Consider the following 16323-nt stretch of genomic DNA (forward strand, 5'->3'; position numbering starts at 1 on the left):
AGGCTGCTGACACCTTGCCAGCAGCCTTTTCATGAAAAGTGAAAAAGATTAAGCGTGCTGCGCTTTATCTTCTGCCACCTGGTTTGGCTCTTCGCTCACCATATCATTGATAATAACCGCACATGCAGCATCACCTGTGATGTTTAGGGCGGTACGGATCATATCGAAAATACGGTCTAGTGCGAACAATAGTGGTAGGCCTTCAATCGGGATCCCTGCTGAAAGCAGTACGGCAACAACCAGGAATGACGGGCCCGGAACACCGGCCTGGCCAACAGCACCCAGGGTAGAGGTAACGATAATCGCAAGGTAGGCACTCATCCCCAGCTCAATGTTGAACATTTGGGCGAAGAAAATAGCCACCAGGCCATAGTAGATGGCGTTACCGCTCATGTTGATGGTAGCACCTAGCGGCAGTACAAATGATGCCGTTGAGTTTCTTACACCCAGCTCTTCTTCACAGGCCTCCATTGTTACAGGCAGTGTTGCCATAGAAGATGCTGTCGAAAGGGCCACAGCCTGTGGCTTCTTCATTACTGATAGGAACTTCTTCGGAGATGTCTTGCTAAATACTTTGACCATTAGCGGGTAGAAGACAAAACCATAAACCAGGATTGCACCCACGTAGACAACAAACAGCTTGAATACGACCATCAGGGCGCTAAAGCCAAATGTACCCACGGCATCTGCCATCAGGCCAAATACACCAAGCGGTGCGATTTTCATGACAACATTGATCATCCATACCATGGCATCAACAACTGCATTTACGCCATTGATAAGTGGATCACGACGATCTTTTTCCAGTTTTGATAAAGCGATACCAAAGAAAAGGCAGAACACGAGAATTTGTAAAATATTCGCTTCATTGAGTGACTGGAATACGTTGGTCGGGATCATACCCAGCACGGTAGCCCAGAAAGATGGTAGTTCACCTTTGCTGGCATAGACATTAGAGAACATGCCTTCGACACCGGTTAGGTCAACGCCCATTCCCGGCTCAAAGACTTCACCCATGAACAGCGCAAGTGCTACAGCGACGGCTGATGTAAAGCCGAAGAACCCCAGCGTTGCCAAGCCAACTTTGCCTGCGGAGTGGCTGCTTCCTAGTCCGGCAGCACCTGAGATGATAGCCACGGCAACCAATGGGATCACAAGCATTTTGATCAAGTGGATAAAAATGCTACCTAGTGGTGCAAATACGCTGGCTGTTTGCCCCATCATCGCGCCAGCGAGTGTACCCACACACATGGCAATGACGACCTGCACGCCGATATTGCCTAATAGTCCTTTTTCTTTTAACACCTTCGATACCTCTGTTGTGTTTGTTAATTCTGCTTAGGGTTAAGTGTTGTGTTTGTTGTGAATGTTAACCCAATATTTTGCGGGTGTGTTTTTACACACAATTTTTATGTTTATCAATCATTGTTTTTGATATTTTGCTTTGCTGGTATGGGTTTTTAAAATGTCTGGTGACAAAATCGCTACCCACAACAACTTGGCTACTGTAAGGCGGGTAATGGCGAAGATCTTTGATCTAATACGGGTTTAGCTTTGTTTGCTGGTTGATTGTTAGGCATTTTGGGGGGGTGGGGAGTAAAAAAGCCGCATGAGATGCGGCTTTGAAGGTTATCATTTTGCAGCAAAGCTTAGCTTAATCGTGTTGCTGCTTTCATGCTACTGATGAACTGATTCATTTGGCTTAGCATCTCGTCATTATTACCGAGGTTGTTCTCGATAACTTTTACCACGGCTGAGCCTGAGATAGCGCCAGCAGCACCGGCTTCGATTGCCTCTTTTACCTGGGCTGGCTCAGAGATCCCAAAGCCAAGTAACGCCGGTGGCGCGTTGTGCGCCTTGAGGCTTTCCAATAGGTGGTTGATTGGCATGCCAGCCTTGGTTTCGGCACCGGTCACACCGGCACGTGATAGCAGGTAGGTATAGCCACCGCTGTATTCTGAGACTGTTTTCAGTGTTGCTTCATTGGCATTAGGTGGTGCGATGAAAATGGGATGGATCCCGTATTTTTCTGCTGCAGCCCGGAACTCTGCCGATTCCTTCACCGGAACATCGGCAATCAATACTGAATCAACCCCAGCTTCGGCACACTTCTGGTAGAAGTTCTCGATGCCTGCTCCAAATACAAGGTTGGCATACATCAACAGGCCAATTGGCATGTCCGGGTATTTCGCTCGGATTGTCGTTAGCAGTTCAAAGCAGACTGCAGGTGTAGTACCAGACTCCAGCGCACGGATAGTCGCGCCTTGGATTGTCGGGCCATCAGCCAGCGGATCTGAGAACGGAATACCCAGCTCTAGTGCATCGGCACCTGACTCTACCAAGGTGTCGATGATTTTCAGTGATTGCTCGGGATTGGGATCACCGATAGTAACAAAAGGAACAAATGCGCCTTCGTTTTTTGCCGCCAGGCGGTCAAATTGTGCTTGATAACGATCCATTACAGCGCTCCCTTTGCTTCTAGAATATCGTGAACTGTGAAAATATCTTTGTCGCCGCGGCCAGAAAGGTTAACGACCAGGATTTGTTCTTTTTCTGGTTCTTGCTCAATCATTTGAAGGGCATAGGCCAGGGCGTGGGCTGATTCCAGCGCCGGAATAATCCCTTCATTTCGTGCCAGTGACTGGAATGCTTCCAGTGCCTCGTCGTCAGTCACAGAGCCGTAGACGGCACGGCCTGTTGCGTTCAGGTGGGCATGCTGCGGGCCTACAGATGGGAAGTCCAGGCCGGCAGAGACCGAGTATGACTCCTCGACCTGGCCGTGTTCATCCTGCATCAGCGGGGCTTTCATTCCGAAGAAAATACCCAGCTTACCGTGTTTCAGCGGTGCACCGTGCATGTTGGTATCCAGCCCTTTACCGGCAGGCTCGACACCGATCAGGCCAACCTCTTCATCGTCGATAAAGTCAGCAAACATGCCGATGGCATTGGAGCCACCACCCACACAGGCGATAACAGCATCGGGCAGGCGGCCTTCTTTTTCGAGGATCTGCGCTTTGGTTTCTTCGCCGATAATATGCTGGAACTCACGGACAATCGTTGGGAACGGGTGAGGGCCAGCCGCCGTACCTAGCAGGTAGTGGGCTTTGTCATAGGTCGCTGACCAGTCGCGCATTGCTTCGTTACAGGCATCTTTGAGGGTGGCAGAGCCCGAGTGGACCGGGATCACTTCTGCGCCCATCAGCTTCATTCGAAAGACATTCGGGCTCTGGCGCTCTACGTCTTTGGCACCCATGTAAACACGGCATTTTAGCCCGAGCAGGGCACAGGCCAGAGCTGTGGCTACACCGTGCTGGCCAGCACCGGTTTCGGCAATGATTTCTTTTTTGCCCATTCGTTTAGCCAATAGCGCTTGGCCCAGCACTTGGTTGGTTTTGTGCGCGCCACCGTGCAGCAAGTCTTCACGCTTGAGGTACAACTTGGTCTTGGTGCCTTTGGTGAGATTCTGGCATAGGGTCAGCGCCGTTGGGCGGCCAGCGTACTCTTTTAGTAGAGAGATAAACTCTTCCTGAAAACTTGGATCTTGCTGGGCTTCGACAAAAGCTTCTTCAAGCTGATCAAGTGCAGGAACCAGGATCTGGGGTACGTACTGACCACCAAATTCACCGAAGTAGGCATCTAATTTGCTCATAATGTTTTATATCCTTAATACTTTCTGATTGCCGCAAAGGCCGCATTCAATTTTGTTTGGTCTTTCTTTCCCGGGGTGCTTTCAACACCTGAATTTAAATCCAACCCTTTGCAGCCTAGCTTGGCTGCCTCACAGACATTGTCGGGGTTCAGGCCACCTGCCAGCATGATGTTCTGCTTGTCGGTGTCGCTGAGCAGGTTCCAGTCAAAGGCAATGCCTGTGCCACCACATTGTTGGCCGACCTTGCTGTCGAGTAGGTGCTTGTCGACAGGCCACTGGGCAAAGTCTGGGATAGCACTCGTAATGCCGTGTGCCTTCCAGATCTCACAGTCATCAGGTAGATGGGCTTTGAGGCCCTGTACATACTCAGGCGTTTCATCGCCATGAAGTTGCACGGCTGACAATGACAGGGTCTTTGCAGCCTTGGTTACCGCTTCAGGATCGGCATTGCGGAAAACACCGACATATTTGAGCGGCGCGCCGCTCATCACCATGCGTGCCTGTTCGATATCAACCTGGCGTGGTGACGTGGAGACAAATATCAGCCCGCCGTATACCGCGCCGCTTTGGTAGGCAGCACTGGCATCGTCGGCACGGGTCAGGCCACATACCTTGTTTTCACCAAGCAGGACACGGCGCACGGCCAGTTCCAGATTGTTCTCTGCCATCAGTGAGCTGCCGATCAGAAAGCCGTTGGCATAGGCGGTAAGATCCCGGACCTGCTGGTGGTTGTAGATCCCCGATTCGGAAATCACAATGGTGTCTTGTGGCAGGCGCGGAGCTAGCTCCTTGGTGCGATTGAGGTCAATGCTTAAATCACGCAGGTTGCGGTTGTTGATCCCGACCACTTTGGCTTTTAGTGCGATGGCGCGTTCCAGTTCTTGCTCGTTACTGACCTCGGTTAAAATACCCAGGTTCAGCTTCTCGGCGACAGCGGCGAGTTCGCGGTACTCGTCATCATTGAGGACCGATAGCATCAGCAAAATGGCATCCGCATTGTAATGGCGTGCCAAGTACACCTGGTAGGTATCGATCATGAAGTCTTTGCACAATACCGGTTGTTTCACCTGATTGCGTACCAGGGGAAGGAAATCAAAATTGCCCTGGAAATACTTCTCGTCTGTCAGTACCGATATCGCACTGGCATGGCCATTGTAAACCTTGGCGATATGCTCAAGGTCAAAGTCTTGGCGGATCAAGCCTTTCGACGGCGAGGCCTTTTTACACTCAAGAATGAAAGCCGTCTGATCACCAGAGAGCGCATCATAAAAGTTACGATCACTCGGGATTAGCCCGTCAATGAAGTCGTCAAGAGGTTGCTCCTGCTTGCGTGCGTCTACCCACAGGCGTTTATCAGCAACAATTTTCGCTAGTACGGTTTCCATGGTTAACCTCGTGCTGCCAGTTTCTCAACCAGCTCAAATGCTTTGCCAGACTGCATGACGTCGATGGCTTGCTGGGTATTGGCTTTCAAGTCTTCGTTACCGAACAGGCGCAGCAATATCGCAACGTTGACAGCAACGGCACCTTGCTGGGCATCGGTACCTTTACCGGTCAGGATATTGGTAATAATGGCGCGGTTCTCTTCCGGCTCGCCGCCCTTGATGGCTTCAAGTGGGTAGGCTTCAAGGCCAAAGTCAGCCGGGGTGAGGGTATATTCTTTGATCTCGCCATCGACGATTTCGGCAACGGTTGTTTCACCGTGGATCGCCACCTCATCCAGGCCACTGCCGTGAACAACGGCTGCGCGCTTCATGCCCATGGTCGCCATGGTTTCGGCAATCGGCCGGACCAACGCCTTGTCATAGACACCCATCAGCTCAATCGTTGGGCGGGCCGGGTTAATCAATGGGCCAAGGACATTAAAGATAGTCCGGGTTTTTAGCGTCTGGCGAACCGGCATCGCATGGCGGACACCGCCGTGGTATTCCGGTGCGAATAGGAAGCAAACCCCAAGCTCGTCAAGGGCACCACGGGCGTTCTCGGGCGTCATTGCCAGGTTAATACCAAATTTGTCGAGCAGATCAGAAGAGCCTGACTTGCTCGAAACACCACGGTTGCCATGCTTGGCGACTTTAACGCCACAGGCAGCAGCGACAAAGGCTGCCGTGGTCGAGATATTGATTGTATTGGCACCGTCACCGCCGGTTCCTACGATATCGGCAAAATCATATTGCGGGCTAGGGAACGGGTTGGCATTGGCCAGAAGGGCGCTGGCCGCACCTGCGATTTCAGCCGGGGTTTCCCCTTTGATTTTTAGTGCCGTCAGTACTGCCGATAGCAGGATTGGTTCGACTTCACCCTTGATGATGGCATCAAACAGGGTCTGGCTTTCTTCTTGGCTCAGTGCCTGCTGGTCATATAATTTGTTGGCTATGGTATAAATGATTGCGTCCATAATCTCTTTCTCCCTAAATCTTTATCGTTCGTTCCGGCTGTCCGGTTTCGACATTACCCAGTTCAGCGTGTTGGTGAGCAGCTGAGCCCCTTGTGTCGTTAGAATTGACTCAGGATGGAACTGGTAGCCACAAACGCGATCTGCATCATTGGTGACTGCCATCACCAGGCCATCGACATCGGCTACTGTTGCCAGGCTGTCTGGTACTTCTGTAGCAACCAGAGAATGGTAACGGGCAATGGACAGCGGGCTTGGCAGATCGCCAAAGACAGTATGGCGGCTGTGGGTCATCATGGCAGATTTACCATGGACGATATCACCGGCGCCTTCGACCTTGCCGCCATATGCTTCGACAATAGCCTGGTGGCCAAGGCAAATACCAATCATTGGCACTTTTCCGCGAACCCGCTTGATAAGCTCAGGCATACAGCCTGCATCGGCTGGTGCGCCGGGGCCAGGAGAAAGTACCAGTACCGGGTTATCTTTCTCTGCCAGTGCCTGCTCCATTTGATCCGCGCTCAGGCTATTGCGGTAAATGGTGACCGGGTAACCCAGCGAGCGGAACTGATCGACCAGGTTGTAGGTAAAGGAGTCAAAGTTATCTAGCAATACAATATGTGCGAGTGTCATGGCTTTGCTCCTTATGCTGACTGGGCTGGGGCACTGTGTGCCTTGCGGATGGCGGTGATCACCGCCTGTGCCTTGCCGCGGGTTTCATCGGCTTCGGCCTGTGGCACCGAGTCGTACACCACACCGGCACCGGCCTGCACACTGGCAACACCATCTTCGACATAAGCCGAGCGGATCACGATACAGGTATCCATATCACCATGGCCTGTCAGGTAACCCACCGCGCCGCCGTAGCTGCCACGGCGGCGTTGCTCGACGTCCCGGATCAGCTGCATCGCGCGAATTTTGGGTGCGCCTGTGAGCGTCCCCATGTTCATGCAGGCCTGGTAGGCATGCAGGGCATCGAGATCACCTCGCAGCTGGCCGACGACACGGGAGACAAGGTGCATAACATGGCTGTAGCGGTCGACCTGGAGCAGGTCCGCGACATAGCGGCTGCCTGGCTCGCTGATCCGGGCAACATCGTTACGGGCCAGATCGACCAGCATCATATGCTCGGCGTTTTCCTTCATGTCGCTGCGCAGTTCAAGCTCAATGCGGCCATCCAGATCCAGGTTGATTGAACCATCTGGGTTTTTTCCGCGGTGGCGGGTGCCCGCAATCGGATAGATTTCTACCTGGTTGCTCTCGGTGCAATATTTCAGCGCGCTCTCCGGCGAGGCACCAAACAGGGTGAAATCAGCATCCTGCAGATAGAACATATAAGGGCTTGGGTTACCGATTTTCAGTTCTTTATACGCGACCAGCGGTGACGGACATGGCAGCGTGAACTGTCGAGACGGAACCACCTGGAACACATCACCATTGATGACATGCTGCTTCAGATCAAGCACGGTTTGGCAGAATGCCTCGTCGCTGATACTGGTAACTGGCTCGCACTGGTCAAGAAACTCAGCATTCGGCAGCGGCTTAGGCTCCAGGCATGCTTCTTTGATATGTTGCAGGCGGCGGCTCAGCTCGAAATAGCTAGAGGTATACTCATCGCCACCAAACAGGCTGGCCTGCAGTTTGCCCCGGCGTCGCTGGTGGTCGATAACCAGCAGGGTTTCGGCAATATAAAACAGGTAGTCCGGGCACTTGTTATCCTGGGTGACGTCCGGCAATGGCTCGAAGCTCGCGACGACGTCGTAGGCAAATAGGCCGCCAAGGAACAGGGCCTCACGCGGATGGCCTGAGGTATCAAAAGCATGCTGGATCATTCGCAATGCATCAAAGGATGAAGTCTGACGCAGGCGGCTGTCTTCATCCAGCGTGCGCTCGGCACTCGGGAAATCGAGGATCAGGCAGTGGCTTTCACGCTGGCTCTGGATATCCGCAGGCAATGCCTGCTCAATGGTCTGCAGGACATTGCGCCCGTTGTCTGTTAATGCTTCTAGCCGAACTTGCTTGCCACGGCATACAATGCGTACCGCAGCATCAATCAGCATCAGGCTTTTTAAATCCTGCTTGGAGTCGACCTCGGCCGACTCCAGCAATAAATTATGTGGTCGGTTGCCACAGACGGAGTAATACAACTCCGTCGGATCCGCCACATAGGGTACGTCGAGGCTAAGTAGCTCTAGCTCGCCGGTACCTAGAGGGGTCGTATTCACAGCGTTCTCCCTGCCGCTTCTACAAACGGTTTCAACTCTTGCATTAACTGTTCAAACATTGGACCTGTCAGCGCCTGGTGGCCATCGGATAAGGCCTCACACGGATTTAGGTGTGATTCGACAATGATGCCATCAGCGCCAACCGCTGCCGCTGCACGCGAAAGTGGGATCACCAGCTCGCGAACACCTGTACCATGGCTAGGGTCAACGACCACCGGTAGGTGGGTACGTTGCTTCAGGTAGGCGACAGCATTGAGATCCAAGGTATTCCTTGTTGCTGTTTCATAGGTGCGGATGCCACGTTCACACAGGATAATGTTCGGGTTGCCTGCGTCATAGATGTATTCCGCTGCCAATAACAGCTCTTCGATAGTGGCGGAAAGTCCGCGTTTGAGCAAGACCGGTTTTTTGCTTTCACCCACAGCTTTTAATAAAGCGTAGTTCTGCATATTGCGGGCGCCAATCTGAAGGCAGTCAACATATTCACACATTGAATCCACCTGGCTGACTTCCATTACCTCTGAAACAGTGGGTAGGCCAAGTTGTTGATTGGCTTTATGAAGCAACTTCAACCCTTCAATTCCCATGCCCTGGAAATCATACGGGCTGGTACGCGGCTTGTAAGCGCCGCCACGAAGTGCCACTGCGCCGTGCTTTTTCACGACTTCGGCAACGGCCATCAGTTGCTCTTCAGATTCAACCGAGCAAGGACCGGCAATCACTGCAAATTTGTCACCGCCGACAGCGGCATTGCCAAAACGAACCACGGTGTCGTGTGCCTGGACTTCACGGCTGACCATTTTGTATTTGGTGAGGATCGGCTTGACATTCTCGACACATGGGTAGGCATCAAGGTGTAGCTGCTGCAATACTCGCTCGTCTCCCAATGCGCCCAGTACGATGCGCTCGACACCCGGCATGTAAAGTGGCTTCAGGCCGGCATTTTCGATACGGCTTAGGATCTCTTTGGCTTGCTCTTCAGTTGCATTGGGTTTTAGTACAATAATCATTTCGCTATCTCTTTATCTGTAATGCGCAAGAAAACTATGGGAAGAGGGCGCATCGTGCTGAATGTCGTGTTAGTAAGTTTTTGGCATAAAAAAGCCCGCAGTTAGCGGGCTTGTGTCTGTTAGGCCTTTAGGCACAGCAAATCACACCACCCGTAGAGAGAAGTGCCACCACCAAGAAAAGAAAGCGCGGAGCCGATGATGAATTTGCTGTAACATGTAAATATCCTGTAATTCTATTACTGGGTAACTGCGTACTAGTAAACTAGTTCATGAGAATAAAGTCAAGAAAATAAATATATGTTGTTTGATTTACATAGCCATACCACGGCGTCGGATGGCCGCTTAACGCCGGAAGCGCTGGTAAAGAGGGCGGTTGAGCGTCGCGTTGATGTGCTGGCGATCACAGATCATGATACCGTGGCTGGGCTAGTATCGGCGCAGCAGGCGATTGATGCAGAAAATCTGCCTCTAACTCTCATCAAAGGTATTGAAATATCGACACTTTGGCGAAATTTTGATATTCACATTGTCGGTCTGAACATTGCTCCTGACCATCAGGCTATTACCACTTTAATCGCTGAACAGGTAGCGCGCCGCGAAGCGCGGGCAGAGTTAATTGCTGAACGCCTAGATAAGAATCGCATGCCAGGTGCGTTAGCCGGGGCAAAAGCAATTGCTGGTGAGGCGACATTAACCCGGTCGCATTTCGCTCAGTGGATTGTCGAACAGGGTTATGCCAAGAATATGCAGGCGGTGTTCAAAAAATTCCTAACCCGTAATAATCCGGGTTATGTACCACCAAGCTGGTGTTCGATTGCCGATGCTGTTGATGCGATCCATGCTGCCGGAGGCCAGGCCGTCCTGGCTCACCCCGGTCGTTACAATATGACTGCGAAATGGCAGAAGCGCCTGCTGACAGCGTTTGTTGAAGCCAAGGGGGATGCAATGGAAGTTGCACAGCCCCAGCAAGCACAACAGGAGCGCAGGACACTTGCTGACTACTCGATAGAATATAACTTACTCGCTTCACAAGGTTCTGATTTTCATTATGCCTCTCCGTGGACCGAACTTGGACGCAACCTCTGGTTGCCAAAAGGTGTGACTGAGGTCTGGCAAGACTGGGAAGTTGAAAAGAAGCGAGTTGATGAGGAGGTTCCGCAGAGCTCGGAACCATCATAGGAGGAAGAATGAGCCAGTTTTTTTATGTCCACCCTGAAACACCGCAAGTCCGACTTGTTAATCAGGCGGTGGCAATTATTCGAAATGGTGGGGTAATTGTCTATCCGACCGACTCAGGGTATGCCCTGGGTTGCCAGCTGGAAAACAAGACGGCGCTTGAGCGTATTTGCCAGATCCGCCGCCTTAACGATAAGCATAACTTTACGCTATTGTGCAGGGACTTGTCTGAGCTATCGATGTATGCACGTGTAGATAACTCGGCGTTTCGCCTATTACGTAACAATACGCCGGGCGCCTATACGTTTATTTTCAAAGGGACCAAGGAAGTACCGCGTCGCCTGATGAACCCAAAACGTAAAACTATCGGTATTCGGGTGCCTGATAATGCCATCGCACTGGCTTTGTTGGATGCGCTGGGTGAGCCAATGATGTCGACATCATTGATCCTGCCCGATAGTGATGTGGCCGAGTCAGATCCGGATGATATCCGCGATAAGCTGGAGCATGCTGTTGATTTAATTATCAATGGTGGTTATTTGGGCGAGCAGCCAACCACTGTCATTGACTTCAGTAACGATGAGATGGAAGTGGCGCGTGTCGGTGCCGGTGATCCGGCCCCGTTTGAGTGATAGTTGCCAATTTTCATCTTGAGTTCGTTTAGGGGCTGACACTAAGTGAGTGCAGGGGGCCATCTAATCCGTCTTTTAGGTGGTATCTGCATTCAGCTTTTGGCATAATCCCCGATCGCTTTAAGAGGGCTTAAGGCGTGATACCAAGCAGTGTAATCCTGTTCGCGAAAAGCAGAGATTTGTACTGTTGGTATATTTGATGATGTTTCGACGCCTGTGAAGGCGACAAAGGTTTATCCAATGAGTGAAAAATTACAGAAGGTGCTAGCTCGTTCTGGCCAAGGTTCTCGTCGCGAGCTTGAATTGATGATTCAAAATGGTCGTGTGAGTATTGATGGTAAGGTAGCGAAGCTAGGCGATCGTCTTGAAGATGATCATGATTCAATTGTTCGTATTGATGGGCATAAAATCAATCTATTAGCACCTTCTGATGAAGTGTGTCGTGTGCTTGCTTATAACAAGCCGGAAGGTGAGTTATGTACACGCCATGATCCTGAAGGTCGTCGGACTGTTTTTGACCGACTTCCACGCTTGGAAACGGGCCGTTGGGTTTCTGTTGGTCGTCTAGATGCCAATACTTCAGGTTTGTTGCTATTTACAACCGATGGTGAGCTAGCTAACCGCCTCATGCACCCAAGCCGCAGCGTTGAACGTGAATATATGGTGCGTGTATTTGGTGAAGTCAACGAGCAGATGGTCAAGAACCTTGTTAAAGGTGTTAAGCTCGAAGATGGCATGGCTCGCTTTGAAGATGTGGTTTATGCTGGTGGCGAAGGGATGAACCATACGTTCTACGTTATGCTGACAGAAGGCCGTAACCGTGAAGTTCGTCGTTTATGGGATTCCCAGGGCGTAACGGTTAGCCGTCTTAAACGTGTGCGTTATGGTGACATTTTCCTAACCAAAGACATGCCTCGTGGCGGTTGGAACGAACTTGAGCTTAAAGAAGTTAACTACCTGCGTGAAATGGTAGAGCTGAAGCCTGAAGAAAATACGATGCTGACGGTAGAAGGCCAAAAGCGTAAAAAAGGTGTTCGCCAAATTCGTCGTGCTGTTCGTCGCCACGAAGAACGTGTGAACGATGACTCTCCTCGTGGCCGTCGTGGTCGTCAGGATAACCGTCGCTCTTCTTCTCGCAACAAAGATGCAGAAGCTGCGCCACAAGGTCGACGTAAACCTTCTGGTACCTCTTCTCGCAACAAAGCTGAAGACGCGGCATCCCAAGGCCGTCGTAAGCCTTCAGGCAATGCGGCAAACCGTCGTAATCCTTTGAAGAACAAGCCGGCCAAGCCGCGTACGCGCAAGTAAGCGAATAACCGGATTTTAAAAAGCAGCCTGATGGCTGCTTTTTTTATATCGATGCGGAGAGCGGTGCTATGACCCTGAGGCCCTATGGAAAAGAAGGTACGGAAACCTAGATTCTGGCTCCTAGGAAGAGCGTTTATAGAGCGGTCCTGTGCCCCTAGGAACAACAGGTCCTAGGTTTCTAGGAAAAGCTAAAAGCTTGCCTTTCTCTTAGGTTCTGAGAACTTGACCATAGGACCAAAAAGCGAGAGCCTCGACTCTCGCTTTTCCGTATTTATAGACCAAGCCGCTCTTACGCTTCTGTGCTTGCCGCCCCTGGCTTGCGCTTCGGCTGGGCATCAAGGCACTGACCATTAACGTCTTTACTTTCAGGCCCCATCAGGTAGAGGTATAGCGGCATAATGTCTTCAGGCGTTTTCAGTAGCGAGGTATCTTCCGCCGGGTAGGCCTTGGCACGCATAGCAGTGCGTGTACCGCCCGGATTGATGGCATTGACACGGACATTGGTATTGCTCAGCTCGTCTGCCAGCACCTGCATCATCCCTTCGGTTGCAAACTTGGAGATCGAGTAGGCGCCCCAGAATGCTCGGCCTTCGTGGCCCACAGTCGATGAGGTAAAGATAATGCGGCCGTCTTCGGCTTTCTTGACCAGTGGCATCAGTGCCTGGGTCATCAGGAACTGCGCTTTGACATTAACCTGCATCACATCGTCATAGCTATCCTCGCCCAGCTGGTCGAACGGGCTCATAACACCCAGCAGGCCGGCATTGTGCAGGACACCGTCAAGACGGCCGAATTGGCCATCGATGGTCTCAACCATGTCTTCATAGTTTTGCTTGGTCGCCCCGCGTAGATCCAGAGGGATAATCGCTGGCTGCGGATAGCCCAGCGCTTCAATTTCATCGTAAACGGCTTCAAGCTTCGCCACTGTACGGCCAAGCAAAATAACAGTTGCACCGTGAGCTGCATAGCTGATGGCAGCCTGACGGCCAATACCTTCACCAGCCCCTGTCACCAGAATGACACGATCTGTAAGAGAATCTGCAGCGATTTGATATTTCACGTGTAACTTCCTTATTTGTTTTTTAGTTTTCCTATTCTATACCCAAACCATTTCAAAATGCAGGATTCAGAGTGATTTCAGCAAGTTCAGTTCAAGGAAAATGGCGGCAGGAATGGTGGGCCCCTTTCAACGTCATTTGACAAAGAAATGGGCTTGCTGAATCACTCCCGAAGGGCGAGTTGAGTTGTCCGGTATGCTGTGTTGCTGCTTTTCAACGTAGAGCCACTATGTTTTCAAAACAGCGCCTTGCCTACGCGGCCCGACCTACCTGCCAAGTCATTCTCGCTGAAACGAGTATCTTGAAGTGGTTTGGGTATATTACGATAGCGGTATGGGTGACAACTTGGTTACTACCAAGGGCACTAAACCACTTCTAATCAATGGGATAGATGTTAAGTTAGCCGTGTTATTAAAACATAACTACTACTACAAATGCCAAAAGCCTATTCATACATTCAGTTTTCAACGCCTGAGCAAGCGCGTGGAGATTCCTATCGCCGCCAAACCAAGCTAGCAGAAGGTTATTGTAAGCGTCATGGAGTAGAGCTTCAGCCGCTACAGTATATAGAATTGGGCCTATCTAGGTTCAGGGGGGCTGCATAAAATCAGGTGCTCTGTCACAGTTTATCGAGTGTGTAAGTAATGGTTCTATCCCATCTAACACTTGATTGCTTATCGAGAACTGGGATCGCTTTATGGAAGCTGAAGACGAGCAGGTGTGCACGCATATTCAGGACACAGAGATCAGAATGCTGGATGCTGGTCAGGACTTTGGATGCATCGAGGAGCTGTGCGATACGATTACCCTGATGAGCAGCGTAATATCTACAGTAAGTACAAGCAAGCTGCAGCGAATGATCCTTGCCTTAGGGATGCAGATTAACCCCTCCCTGCAGAGCCAATACTGCATGTGAAGACACAATGTAACTTAATCTAGCTCGTTGAATGTAATACATAAATGCATCAATATATGCACTTAACTTTGTATTGAGGTGCGTATGTCTGATCGAGTTGGGTTTCAGTGGGACGAGAAGTTAGAAATTAGGGATAAGCTAAACGGGGATAAAGTCCTCGAAACCTTTCCTGAAGACAAACTAGATCGGGTTAAATACGCAAACTTCCTTACGCAGTTCTTAGCTAACCAAGGGTATGATAAAGAGACTGGAGAGAAGCATAACTATGTTTTAAACCTCAATTCAGAATGGGGTTCTGGTAAGACATATTTCCTTCGTCGTTGGGCTGAAGACCTCAAGCAGCACTATCCTGTTGTCTACGTCGATGCTTGGAAACAAGATTATTCTGATGACCCACTAATGACTGTTATTTCTTCAATGATTAAGCAGTTGAGAGAACAAGCAGGTAGTGATGAAGACAAGGCTGTTATTAAAGCTTCCCGTAAGCTATTTGGTTTATTGAAAGCCGCTGCTCCAAGTGCTGCAAGAAGTCTTTCTAAACGATACTTAGGCATTGATCCAGTAGCAATTATGGAGGCAGAAGATGATGATCAGCTTGGAAATGCCACAGACGAAAATGGCGATCCTATTGATATGGGGTTTGCGGCGTCTAAAGTTGTTGAGCATCTTATTAGCGAGCATGATGCGAAAGCTGCTGCAATTGAAAGTCTGAAGATTAATGTTGAGCAGTGGGTTGGCGCAGTTGTTGGTAAAGGACAAACGCAAGAAGCTGACAAACCTAAACGAACATACCCTGCCTTTGTCTTCATTGACGAATTAGACCGCTGTAGGCCAAGTTACGCTGTAGAAATGCTTGAGACGATTAAGCATATTTTCGATATTCCTGGTGTTGTCTTTGTAGTAGCTACGGATACTGAGCAATTGCAACATGCTGTTAAGGCTGTCTATGGTGAAGGCTTTGATGCAAGGATTTACCTTGGGAGGTTCTTCAATAGCCGCTTTAGTCTCAAGGCTCCTTCATTTGATAATTTGCTAGAAGTTCATTGTAGAACGCACTTGCTTGAGAACGAGTATCTTGAATCTATTGGTAATGATGTTTGGAATGTCAGTGATGACTTAGGTTCTACAATTAGCAATATAACATCTATTTTAAATTCATTTGATCTTTCTGCTCGAAGTGCTATCCAAATAACAGAAAGGCTTATTGCTACTGTTAGTGATGAAAGTTTAAATGTAAAAGTTGATTTAATTTCATTAATGATATTCTATTGTATTCGTGAGGTTGATGAAAAAGCGTATAATATTATTATTAAAGGTAACTTTGATTCTTCACGTAAAGATGATGATGTAAAGTATATAAATGATTTCAATCGTAGCCTTTCTCATAGTGGTAAATATAAATTAAAGCTAAATGTGAAACCGAAATTAATAACAAGAAACTTCGTTGTTCGTGAGGGCACATTTAGAAATGAGTATCCTCATATAGACTACTCTTGTAGTGTTCATGACTACTATATCGCAATTACAAAAAAAATATATTCCTCTCCGGCTACGGCACTGGGAGGAGTAAAAACACATGGAAGCACTGAGTATATCAATAAGCGCATACCTGAGTTGACAGATACTCTTTGCAAAATACAGCATGACAGAGATGGAAAGCAACCCGTTGGGATGCATTGGATCGAGTATAGGTACTTACATAAAGAGATTGGAATAAAAGCAACAATTGATGTGTACAAAGACCTCGTAGAACTAGCGTCAGCTCTCGATTGGATTGACGGTGAAGACGAAGAGTAAGGCAAGCTTAGCTATGTTAGCAGTGCTAGGGTGTCTTTTTAGCCTCTCCCTCAGCGCTGCTACCACATACCCAGACATAATCATCCCCTCTGCCTCCGTTGTCTCAATCTACGACGGAGATAGCTTTCGCATAGACATATCGAACTACCCAAAGCTC

14 protein-coding genes and 1 other annotated feature are annotated in these 16323 nt (G+C 49.8%); of the genes, 5 read left to right on the forward strand and 9 right to left on the reverse strand.

Annotated features, from left to right (window positions below; translation table 11 throughout):
* Positions 1 to 48 precede the first annotated feature (48 nt).
* From AC51G0_RS05720 to AC51G0_RS05755, 8 genes are all read right to left on the reverse strand, one after another.
* Entirely contained in the window at positions 49 to 1251 is a 1203-nt protein-coding gene (locus AC51G0_RS05720; RefSeq protein WP_496301876.1) for a dicarboxylate/amino acid:cation symporter, read from the reverse strand.
* A gap of 398 nt (positions 1252 to 1649) precedes the next feature.
* Positions 1650 to 2459 carry a tryptophan synthase subunit alpha gene (trpA, locus tag AC51G0_RS05725; protein WP_496301092.1) on the reverse strand — a complete coding sequence of 270 codons (810 nt, stop codon included), beginning with the start codon at positions 2457 to 2459 and terminating at the stop codon, positions 1650 to 1652.
* Positions 2459 to 3649: a tryptophan synthase subunit beta gene (gene trpB, locus AC51G0_RS05730; protein WP_496301093.1), complete on the reverse strand. Its 1191-nt coding sequence runs from the start codon at positions 3647 to 3649 to the stop codon at positions 2459 to 2461. The genes trpA and trpB overlap by 1 nt, the downstream gene beginning before the upstream one ends.
* Positions 3650 to 3663: 14 nt before the next feature.
* On the reverse strand, positions 3664 to 5034 hold the full coding sequence (gene trpCF, locus AC51G0_RS05735; RefSeq protein ID WP_496301094.1) for a bifunctional indole-3-glycerol-phosphate synthase TrpC/phosphoribosylanthranilate isomerase TrpF: 1371 nt from the start codon (positions 5032 to 5034) through the stop codon (positions 3664 to 3666).
* 2 nt (positions 5035 to 5036) lie between these two features.
* Complete coding sequence (trpD, locus tag AC51G0_RS05740) at positions 5037 to 6047, reverse strand: anthranilate phosphoribosyltransferase (protein WP_496301095.1); 1011 nt, start codon at positions 6045 to 6047, stop codon at positions 5037 to 5039.
* A gap of 21 nt (positions 6048 to 6068) precedes the next feature.
* On the reverse strand, positions 6069 to 6677 hold the full coding sequence (locus tag AC51G0_RS05745; protein ID WP_496301096.1) for an aminodeoxychorismate/anthranilate synthase component II: 609 nt from the start codon (positions 6675 to 6677) through the stop codon (positions 6069 to 6071).
* Between the two features lie 11 nt (positions 6678 to 6688).
* Positions 6689 to 8269, reverse strand: a complete 1581-nt coding sequence (locus tag AC51G0_RS05750; RefSeq protein ID WP_496301097.1) for an anthranilate synthase component 1 — start codon at positions 8267 to 8269, stop codon at positions 6689 to 6691.
* Positions 8266 to 9279 (reverse strand): bifunctional 3-deoxy-7-phosphoheptulonate synthase/chorismate mutase, encoded by a 1014-nt coding sequence (locus AC51G0_RS05755; protein ID WP_496301098.1) that lies wholly within the window; start codon positions 9277 to 9279, stop codon positions 8266 to 8268. Before AC51G0_RS05755 ends, AC51G0_RS05750 begins: the two co-directional genes overlap by 4 nt.
* An 85-nt stretch (positions 9280 to 9364) precedes the next feature.
* Positions 9365 to 9459 (reverse strand) — a sequence feature (Trp leader region).
* Between the two features lie 117 nt (positions 9460 to 9576).
* On the opposite strand from AC51G0_RS05755, the gene rnm reads away from it, so the two are divergent.
* The 3 genes from rnm (at position 9577) to rluB (ending at position 12395) form a co-directional block, all read left to right on the forward strand.
* Complete coding sequence (gene rnm, locus AC51G0_RS05760; RefSeq protein ID WP_496301099.1) at positions 9577 to 10458, forward strand: RNase RNM; 882 nt, start codon at positions 9577 to 9579, stop codon at positions 10456 to 10458.
* An 8-nt stretch (positions 10459 to 10466) separates the two neighbouring features.
* Complete coding sequence (locus AC51G0_RS05765) at positions 10467 to 11087, forward strand: L-threonylcarbamoyladenylate synthase (RefSeq protein ID WP_496301100.1); 621 nt, start codon at positions 10467 to 10469, stop codon at positions 11085 to 11087.
* A gap of 240 nt (positions 11088 to 11327) precedes the next feature.
* Positions 11328 to 12395 carry a 23S rRNA pseudouridine(2605) synthase RluB gene (rluB, locus tag AC51G0_RS05770; protein ID WP_496301101.1) on the forward strand — a complete coding sequence of 356 codons (1068 nt, stop codon included), beginning with the start codon at positions 11328 to 11330 and terminating at the stop codon, positions 12393 to 12395.
* Positions 12396 to 12684: 289 nt separating this feature from the next.
* Here rluB and AC51G0_RS05775 read toward each other — a convergent pair whose 3' ends face one another.
* On the reverse strand, positions 12685 to 13455 hold the full coding sequence (locus tag AC51G0_RS05775) for a YciK family oxidoreductase (RefSeq protein ID WP_496301102.1): 771 nt from the start codon (positions 13453 to 13455) through the stop codon (positions 12685 to 12687).
* A 695-nt stretch (positions 13456 to 14150) separates the two neighbouring features.
* Between AC51G0_RS05775 and AC51G0_RS05780 the strand changes: the two genes are divergently transcribed.
* Entirely contained in the window at positions 14151 to 14369 is a 219-nt protein-coding gene (locus tag AC51G0_RS05780) for a hypothetical protein (RefSeq protein WP_496301103.1), read from the forward strand.
* 84 nt (positions 14370 to 14453) lie between these two features.
* The gene (locus AC51G0_RS05785) at positions 14454 to 16166 is read left to right on the forward strand and encodes a KAP family P-loop NTPase fold protein (RefSeq protein WP_496301104.1); all 1713 of its coding nucleotides are present in this window, start codon (positions 14454 to 14456) and stop codon (positions 16164 to 16166) included.
* Positions 16167 to 16323 lie beyond the last annotated feature (157 nt).

It is taken from the genome of Photobacterium sp. HL06 (assembly GCF_059552575.1).

Coding starts and splice junctions, on each gene's coding strand:
- AC51G0_RS05720 (WP_496301876.1), bottom strand. CDS start 1,251: ATGTGTGTGGGTACACTCGCTGGCGCGATGATGGGGCAAACAGCCAGC.
- trpA (WP_496301092.1), bottom strand. CDS start 2,459: ATGGATCGTTATCAAGCACAATTTGACCGCCTGGCGGCAAAAAACGAA.
- trpB (WP_496301093.1), bottom strand. CDS start 3,649: ATGAGCAAATTAGATGCCTACTTCGGTGAATTTGGTGGTCAGTACGTA.
- trpCF (WP_496301094.1), bottom strand. CDS start 5,034: ATGGAAACCGTACTAGCGAAAATTGTTGCTGATAAACGCCTGTGGGTA.
- trpD (WP_496301095.1), bottom strand. CDS start 6,047: ATGGACGCAATCATTTATACCATAGCCAACAAATTATATGACCAGCAG.
- AC51G0_RS05745 (WP_496301096.1), bottom strand. CDS start 6,677: ATGACACTCGCACATATTGTATTGCTAGATAACTTTGACTCCTTTACC.
- AC51G0_RS05755 (WP_496301098.1), bottom strand. CDS start 9,279: ATGATTATTGTACTAAAACCCAATGCAACTGAAGAGCAAGCCAAAGAG.
- rnm (WP_496301099.1), top strand. CDS start 9,577: ATGTTGTTTGATTTACATAGCCATACCACGGCGTCGGATGGCCGCTTA.
- AC51G0_RS05765 (WP_496301100.1), top strand. CDS start 10,467: ATGAGCCAGTTTTTTTATGTCCACCCTGAAACACCGCAAGTCCGACTT.
- rluB (WP_496301101.1), top strand. CDS start 11,328: ATGAGTGAAAAATTACAGAAGGTGCTAGCTCGTTCTGGCCAAGGTTCT.
- AC51G0_RS05780 (WP_496301103.1), top strand. CDS start 14,151: ATGGAAGCTGAAGACGAGCAGGTGTGCACGCATATTCAGGACACAGAG.
- AC51G0_RS05785 (WP_496301104.1), top strand. CDS start 14,454: ATGTCTGATCGAGTTGGGTTTCAGTGGGACGAGAAGTTAGAAATTAGG.